Source organism: Pseudomonas sp. LB3P25, from assembly GCF_054897985.1.
This window is the reverse complement of sequence record NZ_CM142711.1, coordinates 98,113-121,975: the sequence shown is the minus strand read 5'-3', so window position 1 is coordinate 121,975 and position 23,863 is coordinate 98,113. Positions and strand designations below refer to the sequence as shown.

General features: G+C 60.1%; 22 protein-coding genes. 10 read left to right on the top strand and 12 right to left on the bottom strand.

Translation table 11 applies throughout. The annotated features are described in order from the left end of the window. The first annotated feature begins 83 nt into the window (after positions 1–83). Positions 84–983: a homocysteine S-methyltransferase family protein gene (locus ACYZTW_RS00560; RefSeq protein WP_462003327.1), complete on the top strand. Its 900-nt coding sequence runs from the start codon at positions 84–86 to the stop codon at positions 981–983. A 120-nt stretch (positions 984–1,103) separates the two neighbouring features. On the opposite strand, the gene ACYZTW_RS00555 is transcribed toward ACYZTW_RS00560, so the two are convergent. The 3 genes from ACYZTW_RS00555 to ACYZTW_RS00545 are packed head-to-tail and all read right to left on the bottom strand — an operon-like array spanning position 1,104 to position 2,872. Further along, the gene (locus tag ACYZTW_RS00555) at positions 1,104–1,775 is read right to left on the bottom strand and encodes a GNAT family N-acetyltransferase (protein ID WP_462003326.1); all 672 of its coding nucleotides are present in this window, start codon (positions 1,773–1,775) and stop codon (positions 1,104–1,106) included. Between the two features lie 17 nt (positions 1,776–1,792). After that, on the bottom strand, positions 1,793–2,239 hold the full coding sequence (locus ACYZTW_RS00550) for a GNAT family N-acetyltransferase (protein ID WP_462003325.1): 447 nt from the start codon (positions 2,237–2,239) through the stop codon (positions 1,793–1,795). 9 nt (positions 2,240–2,248) lie between these two features. Then, positions 2,249–2,872, bottom strand: coding sequence for an FMN-binding negative transcriptional regulator (locus ACYZTW_RS00545; protein ID WP_462003324.1), 624 nt, complete (start codon positions 2,870–2,872; stop codon positions 2,249–2,251). A 90-nt stretch (positions 2,873–2,962) separates the two neighbouring features. Between ACYZTW_RS00545 and pdxR the strand changes: the two genes are divergently transcribed. Next, positions 2,963–4,513, top strand: coding sequence for a MocR-like pyridoxine biosynthesis transcription factor PdxR (gene pdxR, locus ACYZTW_RS00540; protein ID WP_462003323.1), 1,551 nt, complete (start codon positions 2,963–2,965; stop codon positions 4,511–4,513). Between the two features lie 15 nt (positions 4,514–4,528). Here the strand turns inward: pdxR and ACYZTW_RS00535 are convergent, their stop codons facing one another. From ACYZTW_RS00535 to aspA, 6 genes are all read right to left on the bottom strand, one after another. After that, positions 4,529–5,644, bottom strand: a complete 1,116-nt coding sequence (locus ACYZTW_RS00535; RefSeq protein WP_462003322.1) for a polyamine ABC transporter substrate-binding protein — start codon at positions 5,642–5,644, stop codon at positions 4,529–4,531. A gap of 12 nt (positions 5,645–5,656) precedes the next feature. After that, on the bottom strand, positions 5,657–6,688 hold the full coding sequence (locus ACYZTW_RS00530; RefSeq protein ID WP_462003321.1) for a histone deacetylase family protein: 1,032 nt from the start codon (positions 6,686–6,688) through the stop codon (positions 5,657–5,659). Between the two features lie 264 nt (positions 6,689–6,952). Beyond that, positions 6,953–7,945, bottom strand: a complete 993-nt coding sequence (locus ACYZTW_RS00525; protein WP_462003320.1) for an AraC family transcriptional regulator — start codon at positions 7,943–7,945, stop codon at positions 6,953–6,955. A 163-nt stretch (positions 7,946–8,108) separates the two neighbouring features. Then, positions 8,109–9,113 carry an asparaginase gene (locus ACYZTW_RS00520; protein ID WP_462003319.1) on the bottom strand — a complete coding sequence of 335 codons (1,005 nt, stop codon included), beginning with the start codon at positions 9,111–9,113 and terminating at the stop codon, positions 8,109–8,111. A 141-nt stretch (positions 9,114–9,254) separates the two neighbouring features. Continuing rightward, a complete protein-coding gene (locus ACYZTW_RS00515; protein WP_462003318.1) occupies positions 9,255–10,706 on the bottom strand; it encodes an alanine/glycine:cation symporter family protein in 1,452 nt (483 codons plus the stop codon). A 527-nt stretch (positions 10,707–11,233) separates the two neighbouring features. Beyond that, positions 11,234–12,658, bottom strand: a complete 1,425-nt coding sequence (gene aspA / locus ACYZTW_RS00510) for an aspartate ammonia-lyase (protein ID WP_201184599.1) — start codon at positions 12,656–12,658, stop codon at positions 11,234–11,236. 180 nt (positions 12,659–12,838) lie between these two features. Here aspA and ACYZTW_RS00505 point away from each other — a divergent pair, with 180 nt between their 5' ends. Further along, positions 12,839–13,756: a LysR substrate-binding domain-containing protein gene (locus tag ACYZTW_RS00505; protein ID WP_462003317.1), complete on the top strand. Its 918-nt coding sequence runs from the start codon at positions 12,839–12,841 to the stop codon at positions 13,754–13,756. A gap of 134 nt (positions 13,757–13,890) precedes the next feature. On the opposite strand, the gene ACYZTW_RS00500 is transcribed toward ACYZTW_RS00505, so the two are convergent. Next, positions 13,891–14,166, bottom strand: a complete 276-nt coding sequence (locus ACYZTW_RS00500) for a hypothetical protein (protein ID WP_462003316.1) — start codon at positions 14,164–14,166, stop codon at positions 13,891–13,893. A 59-nt stretch (positions 14,167–14,225) separates the two neighbouring features. Here ACYZTW_RS00500 and purE point away from each other — a divergent pair, with 59 nt between their 5' ends. The 4 genes from purE to ACYZTW_RS00480 all read left to right on the top strand — a co-directional run bounded on the left by purE (position 14,226) and on the right by ACYZTW_RS00480 (position 16,788). Beyond that, positions 14,226–14,717 (top strand): 5-(carboxyamino)imidazole ribonucleotide mutase, encoded by a 492-nt coding sequence (gene purE, locus ACYZTW_RS00495; RefSeq protein WP_462003315.1) that lies wholly within the window; start codon positions 14,226–14,228, stop codon positions 14,715–14,717. An 11-nt stretch (positions 14,718–14,728) separates the two neighbouring features. Beyond that, the gene (locus tag ACYZTW_RS00490) at positions 14,729–15,811 is read left to right on the top strand and encodes a 5-(carboxyamino)imidazole ribonucleotide synthase (protein WP_462003314.1); all 1,083 of its coding nucleotides are present in this window, start codon (positions 14,729–14,731) and stop codon (positions 15,809–15,811) included. Between the two features lie 105 nt (positions 15,812–15,916). Then, positions 15,917–16,162, top strand: coding sequence for a GlsB/YeaQ/YmgE family stress response membrane protein (locus tag ACYZTW_RS00485; RefSeq protein ID WP_010465333.1), 246 nt, complete (start codon positions 15,917–15,919; stop codon positions 16,160–16,162). Between the two features lie 89 nt (positions 16,163–16,251). After that, the gene (locus ACYZTW_RS00480) at positions 16,252–16,788 is read left to right on the top strand and encodes a DUF3299 domain-containing protein (protein ID WP_462003313.1); all 537 of its coding nucleotides are present in this window, start codon (positions 16,252–16,254) and stop codon (positions 16,786–16,788) included. Between the two features lie 132 nt (positions 16,789–16,920). Here ACYZTW_RS00480 and ACYZTW_RS00475 read toward each other — a convergent pair whose 3' ends face one another. Together ACYZTW_RS00475 and ACYZTW_RS00470 are read right to left on the bottom strand one after the other, a co-directional pair. Continuing rightward, on the bottom strand, positions 16,921–17,820 hold the full coding sequence (locus tag ACYZTW_RS00475; protein ID WP_462003312.1) for a D-hexose-6-phosphate mutarotase: 900 nt from the start codon (positions 17,818–17,820) through the stop codon (positions 16,921–16,923). 72 nt (positions 17,821–17,892) lie between these two features. Then, complete coding sequence (locus tag ACYZTW_RS00470) at positions 17,893–18,297, bottom strand: acyl-CoA thioesterase (RefSeq protein WP_003177184.1); 405 nt, start codon at positions 18,295–18,297, stop codon at positions 17,893–17,895. Between the two features lie 506 nt (positions 18,298–18,803). Here ACYZTW_RS00470 and ACYZTW_RS00465 point away from each other — a divergent pair. The 3 genes from ACYZTW_RS00465 (at position 18,804) to ACYZTW_RS00455 (ending at position 23,854) form a co-directional block, all read left to right on the top strand. After that, positions 18,804–20,102: an MFS transporter gene (locus ACYZTW_RS00465; protein ID WP_462003311.1), complete on the top strand. Its 1,299-nt coding sequence runs from the start codon at positions 18,804–18,806 to the stop codon at positions 20,100–20,102. 243 nt (positions 20,103–20,345) lie between these two features. Beyond that, positions 20,346–21,347 carry a phosphate ABC transporter substrate-binding protein PstS gene (locus tag ACYZTW_RS00460; RefSeq protein ID WP_462003310.1) on the top strand — a complete coding sequence of 334 codons (1,002 nt, stop codon included), beginning with the start codon at positions 20,346–20,348 and terminating at the stop codon, positions 21,345–21,347. Between the two features lie 473 nt (positions 21,348–21,820). Next, a complete protein-coding gene (locus ACYZTW_RS00455) occupies positions 21,821–23,854 on the top strand; it encodes an ABC transporter permease subunit (protein ID WP_462005877.1) in 2,034 nt (677 codons plus the stop codon). Positions 23,855–23,863 lie beyond the last annotated feature (9 nt).

Sequence of the window (23,863 nt, the reverse complement as noted above, 5' to 3'; positions counted from 1 at the left end):
ATTAACCGGATGGTGCGTATTAAATAGTTATAAGAGCTACTCTGGTAGTGAGTTATTTTCATAAGCTTATGAGTGAAAAGCATATGGGCGCAGCAAGCACAGTAATTCTGGATGGCGGCATGGGTCGTGAGTTGCAGCGCCGAGGCGCGCCGTTCAGACAGCCCGAGTGGTCGGCGCTGGCCTTGAGCGAAGCGCCGCAAGCGGTAGAGGCGGTGCACACGGCTTATATCGAAAGCGGTGCGAATGTGATCACTAGCAACAGTTACGCGGTGGTGCCGTTTCATATTGGCGAAGAGCGTTTTGCAGCAGAAGGGCAGGCGCTCGCGGCGTTGGCCGGTGAGCTGGCTCGGCGCGCGGTAGAGGCTTCGGGCAAAGCGGTGCGTGTGGCCGGTTCATTGCCGCCGCTGTTTGGGTCCTATCGTCCGGACCTTTTCGATGCAGCTCGGGTGACCGAATTGTTGGCGCCGCTGGTGAACGGTCTGGCACCTCATGTCGATCTGTGGCTGGCGGAAACCCAGAGCTCGATCGTTGAAGCGCGAGCGATCCATGCCGGTCTGCCAACAGACGGCAAGCCGTTCTGGCTGTCGTTTACCCTGAAGGATGAGGACACGGACGAGGTGCCGCGCTTGCGTTCGGGTGAGCCGGTGGCTGAAGCCGCCGCCGTGGCGGCTGAGCTGGGCGTCGAGACGTTGCTGTTCAACTGCAGCCAGCCGGAAGTGATCGGTGCTGCGATCGATGCCGCCCGGGAAACCTTCGAGCGTTTGGGGGTGAAGATTCACATAGGCGCGTACGCCAATGCCTTCCCGCCGCAACCGAAAGAGGCCACAGCGAACGACGGTCTGGACCCGCTGCGCGATGATCTCGATCCGCCGGGTTACTTGCACTGGGCGGCAGATTGGCAGAAGCGTGGAGCCAGTCATTTGGGTGGTTGCTGCGGTATCGGGCCTGAGCACATCGCAGTGCTGGCCCAGAAACTAGCGTGATGCCATTCGCGAGCAGGCTCGCTCCCACAGGGTTTCGGGTTGGCCACAAGATTGTGATCAGCTCTTATCCGCTGTGGGAGTGAGCTTGCTCGCGAAGACGTCCGTCCAGGCGCCGAAGATTTACCCGCGGCACTCCGCCAACGTTTTCACCTGCCCCGAATCCGTCTGGTTCTCATCGGATAGCCAGCGCTCAAACCCCGCTCCGATCGCTGGCCATTCCGAGTCCAGTATCGAATACCACGCCGTATCCCGGTTCTGACCCTTGACCACCATGTGCTGACGAAACACGCCTTCAAAACTGAACCCCAGCCGCTCGGCCGCGTATTTGGAGCGGGCGTTGCCGTTGTTGCATTTCCACTCCAGCCGCCGATAACCCAGCGCAAAGGATTCTTTGGCCAGCAGATAAACCGCCTCGGTACTCTTCGGCGAACGCTGCATCGGCGCACCGAAAGTGACATGACCGATCTCGATCCGACCTTGTGAAGGAACAATCGACATCAAACTGAGGATGCCCTGCACATCGCCGCTGACCCGGTCGATCACGCTGAAGAAATACGGGTCACTATTGGCCGCATGATTGTTCAGCCAATCGTTGAACGCGCTGCGCTCCGGGAAAGGACCGTATGGCAAATAGTCCCAGAGTTTCGGGTCGGAGCCCGGGCCTTGCAGGGCCTCCCACAAACCGTCGGCGTGACGCGCCGGGTCGAGTTTTTCCAGGCGGATGAAACGCCCTTCAATGGTTTGGACTGATGGCGCCGGAACGCCTTTCCAATCGGCGAGTGAAGTCGACATGCTGTTCTCCTTGAACCTTACAGGGCTTTGCGAAACTGGATAAAACCGGGGCGTTCGGCGATGCGCTCATAAAGCTGAATCGCAGTGGCATTGGTTTCGTGGGTCAGCCAGTGGACCTTGCAGCAACCGTCCTCTTTGGCTGTCGCGTAGACGAATTCGATCAGCTGCCGGCCGACGCCAGTGCCACGGGTTTCAGGCGTTACCAACAGGTCTTGCAGGTAGCAGGAGTTTTCGATGCTCCAGTTCGATCGATGGTAGATGAAATGCACCATGCCCACCGCTTTGCCATCGGCCCAGGCGAGGGCGGCGTGGGTCGGTTCGCTCGGGTCGAGCATGCGCTGCCAGGTGCTTTGAGTGACCGCCACGGGCAGTTCGGTATTGTAAAAGCGCAGGTAGGCTTGCCACAGCGGTAGCCAGGCGGCGTGATCGTCGGCGGTGACCTGGCGGATGTCGATCTGACTCATGTTCATTCCTTAACGCATCAAGTGGGCGAGGGCCTGGTCGTGCACATCAGGGCTGGCGGCAAGCCCTTCGCGCACACCGGCGATGTCTGCAGTGTTGCGGTTCTGGCTGAGCTTGCGTTTGCCTTCCAGACGCTGGATCGGCAAGGCAAACCCGACGATGGCCTTGAGCATCCCGTCAATGTAGTCGGCCGGGGCATCGGCGACCTTCCATGGATTGGCGCGGCCCGCTTCATGACGATCAGTCAGCGCACTGACCAGGTTACGCAGGCGATCGGCGTCGGTGAACACTTCGGCCGTGCCGTAGGCGTGCACGGCGACGTAGTTCCAGGTCGGCACGACTTTGCCGTGGTCGGCTTTGCTCGGGTAAAACGCTGGGCTGACGTAAGCGTCGACACCGGCAAAAATCACCAGGGCTTCGGCGCCGTTCTGCAGTTCCTTCCATTGCGGATTGGCCTTGGCGAAGTGGCCGTAAAGGGTACCGTTCGGGCCGTGGTCGGGGTTGAACAGCAGCGGCAGATGACTGCCTTGCAGGCCTTGCTCCCCGTGGGTGACCACCATGGCAAGGCGAGTGCCGAGTATCTGCTGGTGCAGTTCATCCAAATCATTGATGGCAAATGCGCTGGGCGTGTACATAGAAATATTCCTTGGCGAATGCCTTCATCCTAGGCAGGCTATTGGTCTGTTGTAAGAGCCATTAACGACCAATTTCATAGGTCCATTGCAATGACCGACGCGCCGCTTTCTCTGTCGTTCAACCCGGCGGGTATCGAACTTGATCGTCGCCAAGGCCTGAGTCGTCAGCTCTATCAGGCATTGCGACTGCGTGTGCTCGACGGGCGGTTGGCCAGTGGCACCCGATTGCCGGCCAGTCGAGATCTGGCGGCGGCGCTGGCGATTTCCCGCAATAGCGTGGTGCGCGCCTACGATCAGCTCTATGCCGAAGGCTTTATCGAGGGGCGCGTCGGCGACGGGACTTATGTCGCGCAACTGCCTCAAGCCGCATTACCGACGAAAAAATTATCCACAAAAGTATCCACAGGGTTGTCAACAGGCTTACCCACAGCCTTATCCACAAATTGGCTGGATTTGCCTGTGGTTTCATCCAGTAAAGTTATCCACAGCGGTGCGCTGGGACGCGTGGAAAAGAACCATTTAGCCTTGCCGCCGAGTGGTCCGCCTCGTGCGTTTCGGGTCGGTGTTCCGGCGTTCGATCTGTTCCCTTTCGAGGTTTGGGCCAAGCTGAATGCGGCTTTCTGGCGCAAACCGGATTTACAGCAGCTGTGTTACGGCGATCCGGCGGGCGATGCACGATTGCGCGGCCTGATAGCCGCGTACTTGCGCAGTTCGCGGGGCATGCAGTGCTCGGCTGAACAAATAGTGATCACCAGTGGCGCGCAGCAAGGTATTAGCCTTTGTGCACAGCTGCTGGTAGAGCCGGGCGATGGGGTGGCGATTGAGAATCCGGGGTATCGGGCGGCGGGTCATGCGTTCGCCGTGGCCGGTGCGCGATTGCACGGGGTGGCCGTGGACAGCGAAGGCATCGACTGTAGCGAATTGACGGGACTCGGCGATTGTCGTCTGGCGTATGTCACGCCATCGCATCAGTACCCGACCGGGGTGGTCATGAGCCTGGCGCGACGCCTTGAGCTCCTGGCTTGGGCAGAGCGCACCCAAGGCTGGATCGTCGAGGACGACTACGACGGCGAATACCGTTACAGCGGCGCACCACTGGCGCCGTTGGCGGCACTCGATCGGCAGGGTCGGGTGCTTTACGTCGGGACGTTCGGCAAGGTCGCCTTTCCGGCGCTGCGTCTGGGATATCTTGTCCTGCCGCCGGCATTGGTAAATGCTTTCTCTCAACGTCGAGCGGTCGATGTTCGGCATTCCGAGGTGAGCACTCAAGCGGTAATGGCCGAGTTTATGGCAGCCGGGCATTTCCAGCGACACATCCGCCGCATGCGCCGCGCCGCGTTGAGTCGCCGCAATACGCTTCTGGCCAATTGGCCCTCGGATATTCCCGGGGTTGGCAGCCTGCCGAGTGTGGCGGCTGGGTTGCACCTGACGGTGGCGGTCGACACTCAGGCCCGCGAGCGCGAACTGATTGAAGTCGCCGCCAGTGTCGATGTCGAGATCAACGGCCTGAGCAGTTACTGGTTACCTGATTCGAGAAATAGTGTGGATGAACGCGCCGGGCTGGTGCTGGGCTTTGCGGCGGTGCCCGAGGCGGCAATCAGCGCAGCGCTCGGGCGGTTGCAAAAGGCCTGGCGTCCCTGAGGTCAAGGACAGGTTTCAGGTCCCGGACTTGATCTTGGTCCAGGCCCGGGTCCGTGCCCGTTCGGCATCGCGGGGCAGCGGTTGCAGGGTGTACAGCGTGCTCATCGCCGTTTCGGTTGGGTACAGATTCGGGTTGTTGCGGATCGCCGGGTCGACCATTTCGGTGGCGTCCTTGTTCGGGTTCGGGTAGCCGACGAAGTCGCTGACCGGTGCAATGACCTGCGGCTGCAACAAGTAGTTGATGAAGGTGTAGGCGTCTTCCGGATTCTTCGCGCCTTTGGGAATCGAGAGCATGTCGAACCAGATCGGCGCGCCTTCTTTCGGCAGGCGCATGTCGACGATCACGCCGTTCTTGGCTTCCTTGGCGCGGTTCGCCGCCTGGGAGAAGCTGCCGGAATAACCGACGGCGACGCAGATGTCTCCGTTGGCGATGTCGGCCATGTACTTCGAAGAATGGAAGTAGGTGACATACGGACGGATCTTCATCAACAGCGCTTCAGCCTTGTCGTAGTCCGCCGGCTTCTTGCTGTTGGGGTCCAGACCCAGGTGTTGCAGGGCCAGCGGCAGGATCTCCGACGGCGAGTCGAGCAGGGCGACGCCGCACTGTTTGAGCTTGCTGATGTTCTCTTCCTTGAAGATCAGGTCCCAGCTGTCCACCGGCGCGTTGGCACCCAGTGCAGCCTTGATTTTGTCCGGGTTGAAGCCGATCAGGATGGTCCCGTACATGTACGGCACGGCAAATTTGTTGCCCGGATCGTTGGCTTCGATCAGCTTCATCAGCTTGGGATCGAGGTGGTTCCAGTTCGGCAGTTTGCTGCGGTCCAGTGGCTGGAAAACGCCGGCCTCGATCTGCTTGGCGAGGAATACGTTGGACGGCACCACAACGTCATAGCCGGAGTTACCGGTAAGGAGCTTGGCCTCGAGGGCTTCGTTGGTGTCGAAGATGTCGTAGACCAGTTTGGTCTGGGTGTTCTGGGCCTTGAAGTCTTCCAGCGCTTTGGGGGTGATGTAGTCGAACCAGTTGTAGACGCGCAACGTTCGCTCTTCGGCGTGGACAGCACCACTGAGCACCGTGGCGCACAGCACTGCGGGGAAGAGTGCGGGCGCGATAAAACGCTTGAGACTGATCATTGTTCTAATTCCTCATTGGGCGCTTTCAAAACCTTCGAGAACGTTCACGGCATTGATGCCGATTTCTTCTACCGCGTAGCCGCCTTCCATTACGAACAGCGTCGGCTTGCCGAGGCCTGCGATGCGCGCGCCCATGGCCAGGTAATCCGGGCTGTCGAGCTTGAACTGGGAGATCGGATCGTCCTTGAACGTATCGACGCCCAGGGATACGACGACGATATCGGCGCCGTACTTTTCGATCTCTTTGCAGGCTTGTTCCAGCGCGGCGCTCCAACTGTCCCAGCCGCTGCCAGCCGGCAAAGGGTAGTTGAAGTTGAAGCCTTCGCCGGCCCCTTCACCCCGCTCATCTTCATAGCCGAGGAAGAAGGGGAACTCGGCTTCCGGATGACCATGGATCGAGGTGAACAGCACGTCGCTGCGCTCGTAGAAAATCGATTGAGTACCGTTGCCGTGGTGGTAGTCGACGTCGAGGATCGCGACCTTCTTGTGGCCCTGGTCGAGGAAAGCCTGCGCGGCGATGGCGGCGTTGTTGAGGTAGCAATAACCGCCCATCAAATCGCTGGCGGCGTGGTGTCCCGGTGGCCGGCATAAGGCGAAGGCACTGCGGGCGCCACGTTGAATGACGGCTTGAGCGGTCAATGCGACTTGCGCCGCACTGTATGCCGCTTGCCAGGTGCCGGCGGTAATCGGTGCGCCGCCGTCGAAGCTGTAATAGCCGAGTTGGCCGTGCAGGCTGGTGGGTATGATCCGGCGCAGGGTGCGGGCCGGCCAGGTGTAGGGCAGCAAGTCGCCGTCGGTATTGAATTCGGTCCAGCGCGCCCAGGCACCTTTGAAGAAGTCGAGGTAGTCGCGGCTATGGATGCGCGCGATCGGGTCGAGGCCGAAATCCTGGGGCGCCTCCACGGGGCCGAGATCGCGGTACTGCACGCGTTGCAGAACATGGTCGGCCCGCGAGGGCATTTCGAAGCAGGGCATCAGTTGCCCGTCCATCAATTCACAACGGCCGTGGTGCAGGTGGTGATCGTCCGAGTAGATCGTCAGCATTTTCTTGTTCTCCGCAGGCTGATTCGGTTGAACACAGTCTTGCGGCGCACGGCGTTTGAGAGAACGGCAGGAAAGGCCAAAAGGGGATTAATGTGGCCAAAAGATTTGACCGAAATTCGCCCCTCTGTGGCGAGGGAGCTTGCTCCCGCTGGTCTGCGCAGCAGACCCAAACCAAACACCGCATTCCTCCCTTCAGATAGCATTTGCCGGGTCGCGACTGCTGCGCAGCCGAGCGGGAGCAAGCTCCCTCGCCACAGGGGCGGGTCAGGACCTGAACTGACTCGGCGCCACGCCGCTCCAGCGCACAAAGGCATGGCGGAAACTCGCGGTCTCGCTGAACCCCAGCGCTTCTGCAATCCGATAGATCGGCAGTTCGTCCTCGCAGAGCATGCGTTTGGCCTGCTCGAACCGCAGTTCATCGAGCAACTCTTGATAGCTGCACCCCAGATCCTTGAGATGTCGGCGCAAGGTGCGCGCCGAGCAGTTCAGCTGTTCAGCCAGCCCATCCAGCCCCGGCGCCGCGCTCAATTGTGCGGCGAGGAGTTGGCGGATGCGTCCCAGCCAAGCCTGGCGTCCGGTGAACTCGGTGTTTTGTTTGCGGCAGCGTTCGGCCATGGCCTGATGGGTGATGGCGTCGGCCAGAGGCAGGGGGTGCTCCAGCCAGGCTTTGTCGAAGGCAAAGGCGTTGGACGCCGCGTCGAACTGCAAGGGGCAATCGAAACGTTCGGTGTAGCGTGCCTGATAGTCCGGTGCCGGGTATTCGAAGCGGGCGCCAAGCAGCGGCAACGGTTGGCCGAGCAGGTCTTCGCAAGTGACCTTCATCGAAACCAGGCAAAACTCGACATTGAATGGCGCCAGCGCAGGGTTTTCCCGATAGTCGCCAGCGGTGAGCCAGATGCGCTCGTTATCCTCTTCCAGGCTCAACTCGAACAGTGTTCCTAATAGCGCCGGATAGTGCAGCGCCAGCCGCAAGGCGTCACCTAAAGTGGCGCTGGTGAGTAAAGCGTACCCGAGCATGCCGTAGGACGAAACATGCATTCGCCGGCCCAGTTCCAGGCCGATATCGTGGCGTAACGCGACGGCATTGGCACACACCAGCATTTCCTGGTTGGTGGTGATGCGCGTGTCCGCCCGGCTCAGATCCGCCGCGCTGATGCCGCTTCCGGCGAGTAGTGCTTCGCTCGACAGGCCTTCGGCCTTGAAGGTGTTGAGCACCAGCGAGACGGCGTTGAGGGTGGTGAGGTGGGAGTGGAGCATGGGAGGTTCCAGCCTTGGGATGGCTGGAGGACAGCAAGTTGTATGCCCAATGAAGATCCTGTGGGAGCGAGCCTGCTCGCGAAAGCGGTGTGGCTGTCACACCGATGCTGGATGTGCCACCGTCTTCGCGAGCAGGCTCGCTCCCACAGGGATTGGTGTTGTGTCAGCTCAGTTCACCGCAGAGGTCGAGTTCTACAAGGCGCCGCACTTCAGCGGTGTCCAGTCCGGCGCCGAGCAATCCGTGCAACTTGCCGAACGCCGCTTCACGGGTCATGCCGCCACCCGAAAGTACGCCGACACCGCGTAAGCGACTGCCTGCCTCGTACACGTCCAGCTCGACGCCACCTTCATGGCATTGCGTAACCGCGACCACCACAACACTCTTGTCCCGCGCCCGTTCCAGGCTGGCGAGGAACTCCGGGTTGTCGCTCGGCCCGGTGCCGCTGCCGTAGCACTCCAGCACCAAGCCCTGAATGCCACTGTCGAGCAGCCCATCCAGTATCTCGGCGCCGATGCCGGGGAACAGCGGCAGCACAGCGACTTTCACCAATTGCTTGGGCTGGTTGTAGGTCAGTGGTGCCGGGATTGAAGACGCCTTCGCACCGCCACCCTGACGCTCCAGTCGCTTGAACGGATGCCGACCGAAACTACGAACCTTCGCGCAGCGGGTCGGGTCCAGCAGTTCTCCGTGAAAGTAGAGATGCACACCCGGCGCCAGGCCATGGCTGAGGGCAACCAGCGCGCCACTGAGATTTTCCCAGGCATCGCTGTCGGCTACGCCGGCCGGCAGCATCGAGCCGGTGAACACCACGCGGGCATGCAGGCCGAGCAATTGAAAACTCATGGCCGCAGCGCTGTAGGCAAGGGTGTCGGTGCCGTGCAGGATCAGCACGCTGTCGCAGCCTTGGGCATCGACAGCGTCGACCACCGCTTCATGCAGTTGCTGCCAGTAAGCCGGGCTCATGTTGGCGCTGTCGATCAGCGGCGACATCTCGCGAAAGCGCCACTGCGGCACAACGAGTTCAGGTTGGCTGTGCAGATACTCGCGCATCCGCGCTTCGAAACCGGACGCCGGGGCCAGGCCGTGAGCACTGGCTTGCATACCGATGGTGCCACCGGTGTAGAGCACCATGACGTGCTGGGCGGCAGGGTAGGTCGAGGAATTCATGGAGACTCTCCGAGAACGATGATTTCCTGTGTGGGAGCGAGCCTGCTCGCGAATGCGGTTGATCATTCAACATTGATGTCGACTGATACATCGCTTTCGCGAGCAGGCTCGCTCCCACATGGGATTCCGCACTTTAACCGATCAGCGTTGCGCTGCGGGTACGCCTTGCGGTTCAGCTTCGGCCTTAGGGGCGGCAGCTGGCGGGTTGGCTGGCCAGGCTTTCAAGTCGAGGTCCAGATCCGGGAATTTGCTCGAATCGAACACGGGCGTCTTGATGCCGGCCGCGCGCTGGTCATCGTAGTCACGCAGGATGCGCATGCCGACTTTGAACAGCAGGAACAGCGCGATCAGGTTCACGAACGCGAGCAGGGTCATGGTGATGTCAGCGAAGGCGAACACCGTGCCCAGGTTCTCGATAGCGCCCCAGAAAATCAACACCAATACCAACGCGCGATAGCCAATCAGCGCCTTGCGGTTTTCACCGATCAGGAAGCGCAGGTTGCTCTCGCCCAGGTAGTAGTTGTAGAGGATCGAGGTGAATACGAACAACGACAGGGCCACGGAGATGAAACTCCGACCCCAGTCACCGACTACGGCTGCGAGCGAGTTCTGGGTCAGCGCAATGCCGTCGCCTTCGAAGCCCGGGGTGTAGAAGCCCGAGAGCAGGATCAGCAGCGCGGTGCAGGTGCAGATCACGAAGGTGTCGAGGAATACGCTGAACGCCTGAACCACACCCTGTGCCACCGGGTGCTCGACCGACGCGACCGCCGCCACGTTTGGTGCACTGCCCAGGCCTGCTTCGTTGGCGAATACGCCGCGCTTCACGCCCATGACGATGGCGCTGCCGATCAGACCGCCGAAGGCCTGGTCGAGACCGAAGGCGCTTTTGACGATGGTCATCAGCATCGCCGGAACGTGGTCGAATTGCAGCACGATCACGTAAATGGTCACACCGATGTACACCAGAGTTTTCACCGGCACCAACAGGTCAGCGACCTTGGCGATCCGCTTGATCCCGCCGATGAACACCATGCCCAGCAACACCGCCAGGGCCAGGCCGGTCCAGGTGGTGTCGAGGCCGAAAGCGTTGTTCAGCGAGTGGGTCACGGCGTGGGATTGCAGACCGTTGAAAGCAAAGCCGAAGGTCACCAGCAACAGGAACGCCATGATCATGCCCAGCCAGCGTTTTTGCAGGCCGTGCTGGATGTAATAGGACGGGCCGCCACGGTACGTGCCGTCGGAGTCGCAGCGCTTGTAGAGCTGGCCGAGGGAGCATTCGAAGAAGCTGCTGGACATGCCGACCAGCGCGGTCACCCACATCCAGAACACCGCGCCTGGACCACCCAGGGTCACGGCGATACCGACACCGGCGATGTTACCCGCACCGACGCGGCCGGCGAGGCTGAGCATCAGGGCCTGGAACGAACTGAGTTGGCCGGCGCTGCTTTTGAGGCTGTCGCGGAACACCGCGAACATGTGGAAGAAGTGACGCAATTGAACGAAACGCGAGCGGATCGTGAAGTAGCTACCGAGCCCGACAATGAGCACGATCAGTACTTTCCCTGAGAGGAAGTCGTTGATGACTTCGAGCATGGATTATTCCTCGCTGTTTTTTGTATAGGCAAATGCTGGAGGGTCAGAAACATCGCGTTACACCGGCTTGTGCGTGGCACAACAGGTGAGGCGAAGGTTCGTCCCGATTTCATATTGCGGGTTTGTTATTAGTTCGGGTTTCGCATGGGTTTGGGCCTCGTTACCGACGACCGCTCACGCGATGAGGGGCGGCACTATACCTATGAGCGTGCCGTCCGTCTGCACGGTTGTGGTGCAAGCGATGTAACGAAGCTTTGAAACACCCGGCGTTGATGGCGTCGGGCTCTTGTGGGAGCGAGCCTGCTCGCGATGCAGGCACCGCGGTTTTTCAGGTAGACCGCGTTATCGTTTATCGCGAGCAGGCTCGCTCCCACAGGGTCGGTGTTGTTGCTAAACGAGTTAAAAAAAAGGGCTTGGGGAATAAATCCCCAAGCCCTCAAAAGGTGAGAGGTGTCTAGTCCCTCGACCTGGTGAGCGTGGCCCTTGGTGCTCTTCGTTAAAAGAGCAAGCGCCGGCGTTGCGTTCGGTTAAGCCTTCAGAGGCACCAGACGCGGAGCAATCATGTTTTCCGGGCGCAGGATGTCGGCGAGCATTTCGTCGTCGAGCAAGCCTTCTTCGCGCACCAGTTCCAGCACGCCGCGGCCGCTTTCAAGGGCGATGCGGGCGATACGGGTGGCGTTTTCATAGCCGATGTACGGGTTCAGCGCGGTGACCAGGCCGATCGAGTGTTCGACCAGTTCACGGCAACGCTCTTCGTTGGCGGTGATGCCGACGATGCAGTGCTCGCGCAGCATGTCCATGGCGCGTTGCAGCAGGCGGATCGAGTCGAAGATCTTGAACGCGATCAGCGGCTCCATCACGTTCAGTTGCAACTGGCCGCCTTCGGCCGCGATGGTCAGGGCCAAGTCGTTGCCGATGATCTGGAACGCCACCTGGTTCACGGCTTCCGGGATAACCGGGTTGACCTTGCCGGGCATGATCGAGCTGCCTGGCTGACGCGCCGGCAGGTTGATTTCGTTGATGCCGGTGCGTGGGCCACTGGACAGCAAGCGCAGGTCGTTGCAGATCTTCGACAGCTTGACCGCGGTGCGCTTGAGCATGCCGGAGAACAGCACGAAGGCGCCCATGTCGGAGGTGGCTTCGATCAGGTCGGCAGCCGGAACCAGCGGTTGACCGCTGATCAGCGCCAGACGCTGAACGGCCAGGTGCTGGTAACGCGGGTCGGCGTTGATGCCTGTACCGATCGCGGTGCCGCCCAGGTTCACTTCGGTCAGCAGTTCAGGTGCCAGCGTTTTCAGGCGCGCCAGGTCTTCGCTCAGGGTCGTGGCGAAAGCGCGGAATTCCTGGCCGAGGGTCATCGGCACGGCGTCTTGCAGCTGGGTACGGCCCATCTTCAATACGTGGCTGAATTCCTGGCCCTTGGCGGCGAAAGCCTGGATCAGGCTGTCGAGGCTGGCCAGCAGCGCGTCGTGACCCAGCAGCAGACCCAGACGGATCGCGGTCGGGTAGGCGTCGTTGGTCGACTGCGCCATGTTCACGTCGTTGTTCGGGTGCAGGTATTGGTATTCGCCCTTCTGGTGACCCATGGCCTCCAGCGCGATATTGGCGATGACTTCGTTGGCATTCATGTTGGTTGAAGTGCCAGCGCCGCCTTGAATCATGTCCACCACGAACTCTTCGTGGAAATCGCCGCGGATCAAACGTGCACAGGCTTCGCTGATGGCAGCGTGCTTGGCTTCGCTCAGATGACCCAGCTCGCGGTTGGCGTCAGCGGCGGCCTGTTTGACCATCGCCAGGCCGACAACCAGCTTCGGGTAATGCGAAATCGGAACGCCGGAGAGACGGAAGTTGTTCACCGCTCGCAGGGTCTGGATGCCGTAATACGCTTGAGCAGGTACTTCGAGTACGCCAAGCAGGTCTTTTTCTGTGCGGAAAGATGCAGCGGAGGACATGATAGAAATCATCTCGATATGGACCCGGTCTGTGCCGGAACACTGCAAATGCTAGGCTTGTGGAGAATTTTGGGCCAATGCTGTTAAACACTAGCCTATGCACATTCGGCATAATGCCCGTGTGACGCCGTGTCTGCGGCGAGCGTGTGACCTAAATTGGTGCGTGTCCGGGAGGACGTGATGAACCTTGAAAGTAAATGGCTTGAGGACTTTAGTGCTCTGGCCGCCACCCGCAGCTTCTCCCAGGCTGCCGAACGACGCTTCGTGACTCAGCCGGCGTTCAGTCGACGGATCCGCAGCCTTGAAGCCGCGCTGGGGCTGACCCTGGTCAATCGCTCGCGCACACCAATCGAGCTGACAGCGGCGGGGCAGCTGTTTCTGGTCACCGCGCGGACGGTAGTCGAGCAGCTCGGTGAAGTGTTGCGTCACCTTCATCACCTGGAAGGCGGGCAGGGCGAGGTGATGCAGGTCGCCGCCGCTCACTCCCTGGCGTTGGGGTTTTTCCCGCGCTGGATCGCGCAATTGCGTAATGAAGGCCTGAACATTGCGACGCGCTTGGTGGCAACCAACGTCGGGGATGCGGTGCATGCCCTGCGCGAAGGCGGTTGCGATCTGATGCTCGCATTTTACGACCCGGATGCCGCGATGCAGATGGACCCGGAAATCTTTCCGTCGCTGCACCTCGGCGACACCGAAATGCTCCCGGTCTGCGCGGCGGACGCCGACGGCAAGCCATTGTTCGATCTGGAAGGCGAAGGCAGTGTGCCGCTGCTCGCTTACAGCGCCGGTGCATTTCTCGGGCGTTCGGTGAACATGCTGCTGCGCCAGCGTGCGCTGCGGTTCACCACCATCTATGAGACCGCCATGGCCGACAGCCTGAAAAGCATGGCGCTGGAAGGATTGGGCATTGCCTGGGTGCCGCAGCTCAGCGTGCGCGCCGAACTGGCTCGTGGTGAACTGGTGGTCTGCGGCGGCCCGCAATGGCATGTGCCGCTGGAGATTCGTTTGTACCGCTGCGCGCTGGTACGCAAGGCGAACGTGCGATTGCTGTGGCGCAAGCTGGAAGGTGGCGCCGCCCAAGGCACAACCGGATCCTGAACACAATGAACAACCCTGTGGGAGCGAGCCTGCTCGCGAATGCGGTGCATCAGTCGATATTAATGTTGCATGACGCACCGCTTTCGCGAGCAGGCTCGCTCCCGCAGGGGATTTGTGGTGTATTCCGTTGACCTTCAAGTCAATAAATACGGCACTTTGCGCCGAATGACAGATGGTCGTATCGGGGGCTGTTTATCTGCTTCATTGAGGTATACTGCGCGGCCTTCGGCCGGTTCGTCCGGCCAAGTTTCGAGGGTAAAACTCGCCGGGCGAAGATCAGGCAAGGCAAAAACGAGCGAGAAAGCGGAGTTGGCTTTAGCCAATGAGCATTTCGAGATTGTTTTTAACGCAGCATGATTGAGCGCAGGCAGTTTTAACCCGAAACTAATTCGTACAATCAAGCCACGCATTAGCGTGGCTTGTTGTTTTTTGACGCGCCTGCGGGCGCCCAGAGAGAAGAGGCACGACGATGAGTGCACTGGTTGGCGTGATCATGGGCTCCAAGTCCGATTGGTCCACCCTTAGCCACACCGCCGATATGCTGGAAAAGCTCGGCATTCCTTACGAGGTGAAAGTGGTCTCTGCCCACCGCACCCCGGACCTGCTCTTCCAGTACGCCGAAGAGGCTGAGGCGCGTGGCATCGAGGTGATCATCGCCGGTGCCGGCGGCGCGGCTCACTTGCCAGGCATGTGTGCGGCCAAAACCCACCTGCCGGTGCTGGGCGTGCCGGTGCAGTCGTCGATGCTCTCGGGCGTCGATTCGCTGCTGTCTATCGTGCAGATGCCCGCGGGCATTCCGGTCGCCACCCTGGCCATCGGCAAGGCTGGCGCGATCAACGCAGCGCTGCTCTCGGCGAGCATCCTCGGCGCCAAGCATCCGCAGTTCCACACGGTGCTGAAAAAATTCCGTGCTGAGCAGACAGACAGCGTCCTGGAAAATCCAGACCCACGCATCGCCTGAGGTTGTTGACGATGAAGATCGGTGTAATCGGTGGCGGCCAGTTGGGTCGCATGTTGGCGCTGGCGGGCACTCCGCTGGGCATGAACTTCGCTTTCCTGGACCCCGCGCCGGATGCTTGCGCAGCCGCATTGGGCGAGCACCTGCGGGCCGATTACGGCGATCAGGATCACCTGCGTCAGCTGGCCGATGAAGTCGATCTGGTGACTTTCGAGTTCGAAAGCGTCCCGGCCGAAACTGTCGCTTTCCTGTCGCAATTCGTCCCGGTCTATCCGAGCGCCGAAGCCTTGCGCATCGCTCGCGATCGCTGGTTCGAGAAGAGCATGTTCAAGGACCTGGGGATTCCCACCCCGGCGTTCGCCGACATTCAATCGCAAGCCGATCTGGACGCTGCCGTGGCTTCCATCGGTCTGCCGGCCGTGCTGAAAACCCGCACCCTGGGTTACGACGGCAAGGGCCAGAAGGTCCTGCGCAAGCCTGAAGACGTGCTCGGCACGTTCGCCGAACTGGGCAGCGTGGCCTGTCTGCTGGAAGGCTTCGTGCCGTTCACCGGCGAAGTCTCGCTGATCGCTGTGCGCGCTCGCGATGGCGAAACGAAGTTCTATCCGCTGGTTCACAACACCCACGACAGCGGCATCCTCAAACTGTCCGTGGCCAGCACCGACCACCCACTGCAAGGCTTGGCGGAAGATTATTCCAGCCGTGTGCTCCAGCAGCTGAATTACGTCGGCGTGATGGCGTTCGAGTTCTTTGAAGTCGACGGTGGCCTCAAGGCTAACGAAATCGCCCCACGGGTCCACAACTCCGGTCACTGGACCACTGAAGGCGCCGAGTGCAGCCAATTCGAAAACCACCTGCGGGCCGTTGCCGGTCTGCCGCTGGGTTCGACGGCCAAGGTCGGCGAGAGCGCGATGCTCAACTTCATCGGTAAAGTGCCGGAGACCGAGAAAGTCCTGGCCATTGCCGATTGCCATCTGCATCACTATGGCAAGGCATTCAAGGTCGGTCGCAAGGTGGGTCACGCCAATCTGCGCTGCGCCGACAAGGCCACGCTGGAGCAGCAGATCCTCAAGGTCGAAGCGCTCATCGCCGAATAGTTTCATGTGGCAGCGGCGGAACCATTCAGGGGCCGCCGTTCTCTGATGGCAGGATGCCAAAGTCTGACTAGGCTTGGACGTAGCACTTAATCAGAGGGAAATGCCATGGGAATTATTGGAACCATCTTTATCGGCTTGATCGTCGGCCTGCTGGCTCGGTTCCTGAAACCGGGCGATGACAGCATGGGCTGGATCATGACCATCCTGCTCGGTATCGGCGGTTCGCTGGCGGCTACTTATGGCGGCCAGGCTCTGGGCATCTATCACGCGGGCGAAGGTGCAGGCTTCATCGGTGCGCTGGTCGGCGCGGTGGTGTTGCTGGTGATCTACGGCTTGATCAGAAAGAACTGATTCAAAGCGACAAAGCCCTCTCTGCCAAACGCGCGGGGAGGGCTAGAATGCTCGGCGTTGCACCGACCTCTCCTTTACCGAGCACCTCCATGCGCCGTCTTTTACTGACTTTCCTTTTATTGGGCTCGGGCCTCGCCCATGCCGGCGAACTGCCGGAAACCGACTGGCTCGAATTGATGCCCAAGTCGGACCAGAAAGCCCTCGAGGCCATGCCCGAAATCGACCACAACTCCCCCGAATCCAATGGCACCTTTACCCAAAAAGGTGGCATGAAGCAGAGCAAGGGCTTGCCGGCGGTGATGTATTCGACCAAAACCGTGCCGTCGATGAACGACAAGAACATCCGCATCGGTGGTTATCCGGTGCCGCTGGAATCCGACGCCCAGGGCCGCAGCACGCTGTTCTTCCTCGTGCCGTATCCGGGCGCCTGCATCCACGTGCCGCCGCCACCACCTAATCAATTGGTGTTGGTGCGTTATCCGAAAGGTTTGAAGCTGAATGACATCTACACGCCGCTGTGGGTGACCGGCACGCTGAAGATCGAGAAGGTCAACAACGACCTGGCTGACGCGGCGTATGCGCTGGATGCGGCGAAGGTGCGAGTGGTCAAAGAGTCAGATTTGTAAAGCGTAAGAGCGCCTGGCAAAGATCAACTGTGGGAGCGAGCCTGCTCGCGAAAGCGGTGTAACAGTCAACATTGATGTTGGATGTTATGGCCTCTTCGCGAGCAGGCTCGCTCCCACATTGGTTTTGTGGTGTTAGAGAGGTTTGCTGCCGATACTGACGCCCAGGGTATGGCTCGCACCCGGCGCCAGCGTCACTACATCATCCATCACATTCGCCGTTTCAATGCACAGCATGCGCTGCCAGCCATCGTCAGCCATGTCACTGAACGCCGCAGCGCGATCAATCCACGGATTCCAGATCACCGCCGAGCGTGAGCCGGTGCTGGTCAGCTCAATGCGCCGTTCCCAGGCCGGATCGACAATGCTCAGCGTCGCCGGGGTATTGAGATAGATACGATCGGTCTCGCCGGCAAAACGCAGATCGCCGGTCTGAGTGACGGTTTTCCAGTCGTCCAGGGTTTCGATGTAACTCAAGCCATCCAGCCCTTCGACCTGCACATTACGCACATCGCTGACCGCGAAATAACTGTGCAGCGCCTGGCTGATGGTGACTTTGTCAGCGCCCTGGTTATGGCTGGTCAGGCTGATGTGGAGTTGCTCATCCAGACGAATGCTCAGCTTCAAATCCACCTGATGCGGCCAGCCTGGCAAGCCGCCTTCGGGGTAAGGCAGAACAAACTCCACCTTCAGGCTTTCGCCCTCGGTTTCAATGCCGCCCAGTTCCCAGTCCATCGCCCTTACCAGCCCGTGGGCGGTCGGCGCTTCTTTGCTGACGCGCATCGCCTGAACGCTCTGCGGGTTGCGCGGCAAGTTGCCGAACCACGGCCAGCACACCGGAACACCGGCGCGGATGCTCTTGCCGGTCTTGAACACCGCCTCGTCGTTGAGCCAGATCAGCGGCGGTTCCCCGGCCACTTGATAACTGAGGATGTGCGCGCCCTGCTGGGCAACCAGCAGTTCGGCCTGACCGTGGCGGATGCGCCAGCAGTTCAGTTCATCCAGTTTCACGGCTTCAACGTTGGGCGTGCTCATGGGGCAACTCTCGATCAGGAACAATGACTGCTATGGACCGCAAAACGGTCGCCGGGTTTAACGCTTCCTGGTTTAACGAGCCCTGGGCGGAACCGAACGGGTGCGACCGCTGCCGTCGATGGCGACGAACACAAACACGGCTTCAGTCACTTTACGCCATTCGCTGGACAGCGGATCGTCACTCCAGACTTCGACCATCATCTGAATCGAGCTACGGCCGATTTCCAGCGCCTGGGTATAGAAGGAGAGCTGAGCGCCCACCGCTACCGGAACCAGAAAAGCCATGCGATCGATCGCCACCGTGGCCACGCGACCACCCGCGACTTTGCTGGCCATTGCGGTGCCGGCCAAATCCATCTGCGACACCAGCCAACCGCCGAAAATATCGCCAAAGCCGTTGGTTTCACGGGGAAGCGCGGTAATTTGCAGGGCAAGGTCGCCTTGCGGGATTGGATCTTCTTGTTCGAGCTCTATCATGCCGGGGGTGCCTCTGACCCGTGACTCTCATAAGTACTTCAGGTGAATAGCCGTCTTACGGCTCCGCACGCAAAGTGCCTGCGCTCGGTCATGCTGCGTTAAAAACAGGCTCGGACGCTCATTTACAGCAGTAAACTCCGCGTCCTCGCCTGTTTTTGCCTTGCCTGACCTTCGCTCGGCGACTTTGCGCACTGGAGCCTTGGAAAAACGATTCAGCCCCGAACATACTACGTTCGTCACGTTTTTCGTAAGGCGCCTAAAGGGAAACTCTGCGAAATCGGCTGACGGGTGCCAACGACGTTTTCGCACAGCAACCCCTTACAAACAGGTGCAGGATTGCGAGTATATCGATCGGTAGACTCCGAGACGACCGTCCGGTTCTCAATTCGACCGTCAATTACGCACCTCTATGTGCTTTTTCGAACAATTTGTTATCGTGCCGGACCTGCCCAAGCCTCAGCCAGCGTTGTTGGGGTTGCAGATCCGACTATAAGAGAAGCCTTGCCATGACCACAGCGCCCTCGAGCATCGCGCAACCAACCCAGTCCGCACGTCCGCTGACTCGCAACGACTACAAGACGTTATCGCTGTCTGCCTTGGGCGGCGCGCTGGAGTTTTACGACTTCATCATCTTCGTGTTCTTCGCCACGGTGGTCGGCAAGCTGTTCTTCCCGGCCGACATGCCCGAGTGGCTGCGCTTGATGCAGACCTTCGGGATCTTTGCCGCCGGCTATCTGGCGCGGCCACTGGGCGGCATTGTCATGGCGCACTTCGGCGACCTGCTGGGACGCAAGAAGATGTTCACTCTGAGCATTTTCATGATGGCGGTGCCGACCCTGATCATGGGTTTGCTGCCGACCTACGAGCAGATCGGCATGTGGGCACCCATCCTGTTGCTGCTGATGCGGGTGATTCAAGGCGCCGCGATTGGCGGTGAAGTACCGGGCGCGTGGGTATTCGTTTCCGAACACGTGCCGCAGCGTCATATTGGTTATGCCTGCGGCACCCTGACCAGCGGTCTGACGGCTGGCATCCTGCTGGGCTCGCTGGTCGCCACCGCGATCAACAGCATTTACACCCCGGTCGAAGTCTCGGATTACGCCTGGCGGATTCCTTTCCTGCTGGGTGGCGTGTTCGGCCTGTTCTCGGTTTACCTGCGCCGCTGGCTGCACGAGACTCCGGTGTTCGCCGAGCTGCAACTGCGCAAGGCCCTGGCTGAAGAAGTGCCGCTGCGCGCCGTGTTGCGTGACCATCGCGGGGCGATCCTGATTTCCATGCTGCTGACCTGGCTGCTGTCCGCCGGCATCATCGTCGTCATCCTGATGACCCCGACTGTGCTGCAGACCGTCTACCACTTCTCGCCAACCACCGCGTTGCAGGCCAACAGCCTGGCGATCGTGTTTCTGAGCTTGGGCTGCGTCGCCTCCGGTGCACTGGCTGACCGCTTCGGTGCGGGTCGTATCTTCGTGTTCGGCAGTGCTCTGCTGCTGATCAGTTCGTGGACCTTCTACCACAGCCTGTTCAACCACCCTGACTGGCTGTTCCCGATGTACGCCTTGACCGGCTTCCTGGTCGGCACCATCGGCGCAGTGCCGTATGTGATGGTCAAAGCCTTCCCGGCGGTGGTGCGCTTCAGCGGGCTGTCGTTCTCCTACAACCTGGCCTACGCGATCTTCGGCGGCCTGACGCCGATGGTCGTTACGCTGCTGCTGAAGGAAAGCCCGCTGGGGCCTGCCTATTACGTGGCGATCATTTGCGGTGTCGGGATTCTGGTGGGTGCGTACCTCTGGAAGAAAGGTCGCTAGGCGGACTTCTTTCATCGACTGCACTGGCCTCTTCGCGAGCAGGCTCGCTCCCACATTGGTTCTGTGTTTACCGCAGATCCCCTGTGGGAGCGAGCCTGCTCGCGAAGGGGGGCGATGAGAATCATCCTGCAAAAGATCGAATGCTGGCCTTTCATCCAATTGTCATATTTCAGCCATAGAGTGTTCACACGGCCTGCTGATACTTGGCCCCGACTTAACACACCTATCTGCTAGGAGTAAGGCATGAAACTGAAGCGTTTGATGGCGGCAATGACTTTTGTCGCTGCTGGCGTTGCGACTGCCAACGCGGTTGCCGCTGTTGACCCTGCTATCCCGAGCTACACCAAAACCACTGGTGTGTCGGGCAACCTGTCCAGCGTCGGCTCCGATACCCTGGCCAACCTAATGACCCTGTGGGCTGAGAACTACAAAAAAGAATACCCGAACGTAAACATCCAGATTCAGGCCGCTGGCTCCGCCACTGCGCCACCTGCGCTGACTGAAGGCACCTCTAACCTGGGCCCGATGAGCCGCAAGATGAAGGACACCGAACTGGCGGCCTTCGAGCAGAAGTACGGCTACAAGCCAACCGCAATCCCGGTTGCCGTGGACGCCCTGGCTGTCTTCGTCCACAAAGACAACCCGATCCAGCACCTGACCATGGAACAAGTCGACGCGATCTTCTCCTCGACTCGTCTGTGCGGCGCTAAAACCGAAGTCAAAACCTGGGGCGACCTGGGCGTGACCGGCGACCTGGCCAACAAGCCGGTTCAGCTGTTTGGTCGTAACTCGGTATCCGGCACTTATGGCTACTTCAAAGAAGAAGCCCTGTGCAAAGGCGACTACAAGCCAAACGTCAACGAACAACCAGGCTCGGCTTCGGTCGTGCAGTCGATCAGCTCCTCGCTGAACGGCATCGGTTACTCGGGCATTGGCTACAAGACCGCCAGCGTGAAGACTGTGGCCCTGGCCAAGAAAGGCAGCACTGACTTCATCGAAGACACCGAAGAAAACGCCCTGAACGGTAAGTACCCGCTGTCGCGTTTCCTCTACGTTTACGTCAACAAAGCCCCGAACAAGCCTTTGGCCCCGCTGGAAGCCGAGTTCGTGAAACTGGTTCTGTCCAAACAGGGTCAGGAAGTTGTGGTGAAAGACGGTTACATCCCACTGCCAGCCAAGGTTGCTGCAAAAGCACTGGCTGACCTGGGTCTGGCGGAAGGCGGCGCTGAAGTCGCAAAAAAGTAAAACCGTAGGAGCCGAGCTTGCTCGCGATGGGGGCGCCGCGTTTCACCTTTGAAACCGTGGCGCTACCATCGCGGGCAAGCCTTGCTCCTACAAGGGCCAGGGTTACCAAGCAGGTGACCCGGCCTCCCCAAATTTTCGGTCCGCTGCCAGTTCCCGCTGGCGGCGGATTTGTTGCGTCACTGCATTGTCATCTTTCTGTCATACAGGATCGCTAGGGTGTGCGAATGAATGATCTGGCCAATTCCACCATGACTACAAATCCCCCCAAGCGAATTGACTTCAATACGCCTGAGCTGCAACGCAAGCGCCGCATTCGCGCGCTGAAAGATCGCCTGACCCGCTGGTACGTCCTCGTTGGCGGCCTCGCCGTTCTCGGCGCGATCACGCTGATCTTTTTCTTCCTCGCCTACGTTGTCGCGCCCCTGTTTCAAGGCGCCGACCTGACCGCCAAGGACGCCATCACGCCCGCCTGGATGCAAGACGCCGGCAAGCCGTTGATGATCTCCCTGGAAGAACAGAACCAGGTCGCCATGCGGGTTTCCGATAAGGGCCAGGCGTTGTTCTTTGATATCGACAGTGGCGCTGAACTCAAACGCGTCGATCTGCCGATCCCGGCCGGTGCCACAGTGACTTCCATCGGTGAAGACCAACCCGGTCATCCGCTGGTGGCGGTGGGCTTGTCTAACGGCCAGGCACTGGTTTTCCGTCACACCTATAAAGTCGGCTACCCGGACGGCAAGAAAACCATCTCGCCGGCCATCGAATACCCGTACGGCGAAACGCCGATTGCTCTGAACGAGGCGGGCGGAGCCCTGGAACACGTCAGCCTCAACGCCACCGACACAACCCTGATGCTGGTCGGTTCCACCGGTTCGCAACTCAATGTGTTGTCGCTGACCAGCGAAGAAAACATGATGACCGGCGAAGTCACCAATGAGCAGAAGCGCATCGATCTGCCGCAGATGACTGAACCGGTGAAAAATATCTTCGTCGACCCGCGTCAGCAGTGGCTGTACGTGATTAACGGTCGTGCCCAGGCCGACGTGTTCAGCCTGCGCGACAAGAGCCTCAACGGTCGCTACAAACTGCTGGATGATGGCGAAGCGCAGATCACTGCCAGTACTCAACTGGTGGGCGGCATCTCGCTGATCCTCGGCGATTCCAAAGGCGGTCTGGCCCAGTGGTTCATGGCCCGCGACCACGATGGCGAACTGCGTCTGAAGCAGATTCGTAACTTCCAGATGGGCACTGCGCCGATCGTTGAAATCACCGCTGAAGAACGTCGCAAAGGCTTCATCGCCCTCGATGCTTCCGGCAAGCTCGGCGTGTTCCACAGCACGGCTCACCGCACTTTGCTGGTGGATCAAGTTGTCGACGGCCAAGGCATCTTCGGCCTGTCGCCACGGGCCAACCGCGTGATCGTGGAAGCCGGCGGCAAGATTCAACCGCTGCTGCTCGACAACCCGCACCCGGAAGTGTCGTGGAGCGCGCTGTGGAGCAAGGTCTGGTACGAGAACTACGACGAGCCTAAATACGTCTGGCAATCGACCGCCGCCAACACCGACTTCGAACCCAAGCTGAGCCTGTCTCCGCTGACCTTCGGTACCTTGAAAGCCGCGTTCTACGCCATGTTGCTGGCCGCGCCACTGGCCGTTGCCGCCGCCATCTACACCGCGTACTTCATGGCCCCGGGCATGCGCCGCAAGGTCAAACCGGTGATCGAGCTGATGGAAGCGATGCCGACGGTGATCCTCGGTTTCTTCGCGGGTCTGTTCCTCGCACCGTATGTGGAAGGACATTTGCCGGGCATCTTCAGCCTGCTGATGCTTTTGCCTATCGGCATTCTGGTGGCCGGTTTCGTCTTCAGCCGTCTGCCTGAGTCCATCCGCCTGAAAGTGCCGGACGGTTGGGAAAGCGCGATCCTGATTCCGGTGATCCTGTTCGTGGGCTGGCTCTCGCTGTACATGAGCCCGTACATGGAAACCTGGTTCTTCGGCGGCGACATGCGCATGTGGATCTCCCACGACCTCGGCATCACCTATGACCAGCGCAACGCACTGGTGGTCGGTCTGGCCATGGGCTTCGCGGTGATCCCGAACATCTACTCCATCGCCGAAGACGCCGTGTTCAGTGTGCCTCGCGGTTTGACCCTCGGTTCCCTGGCCCTCGGTGCCACGCCGTGGCAGACCATGACTCGTGTGGTGATCCTCACCGCCAGCCCGGGCATCTTCTCGGCGCTGATGATCGGCATGGGCCGTGCGGTCGGTGAAACCATGATCGTGCTGATGGCCACCGGTAACACCCCGGTCATGGAAATGAACCTGTTCGAAGGCCTGCGTACGCTGGCAGCCAACGTCGCGGTGGAAATGCCCGAATCGGAAGTCGGCGGCAGCCACTACCGCGTGCTGTTCCTCTCGGCGCTGGTGCTGCTGTTGTTCACCTTCGTCATGAACACCCTCGCGGAACTGATTCGTCAGCGTCTGCGCAAGAAATACTCGTCGCTTTAAGAAAGGTAG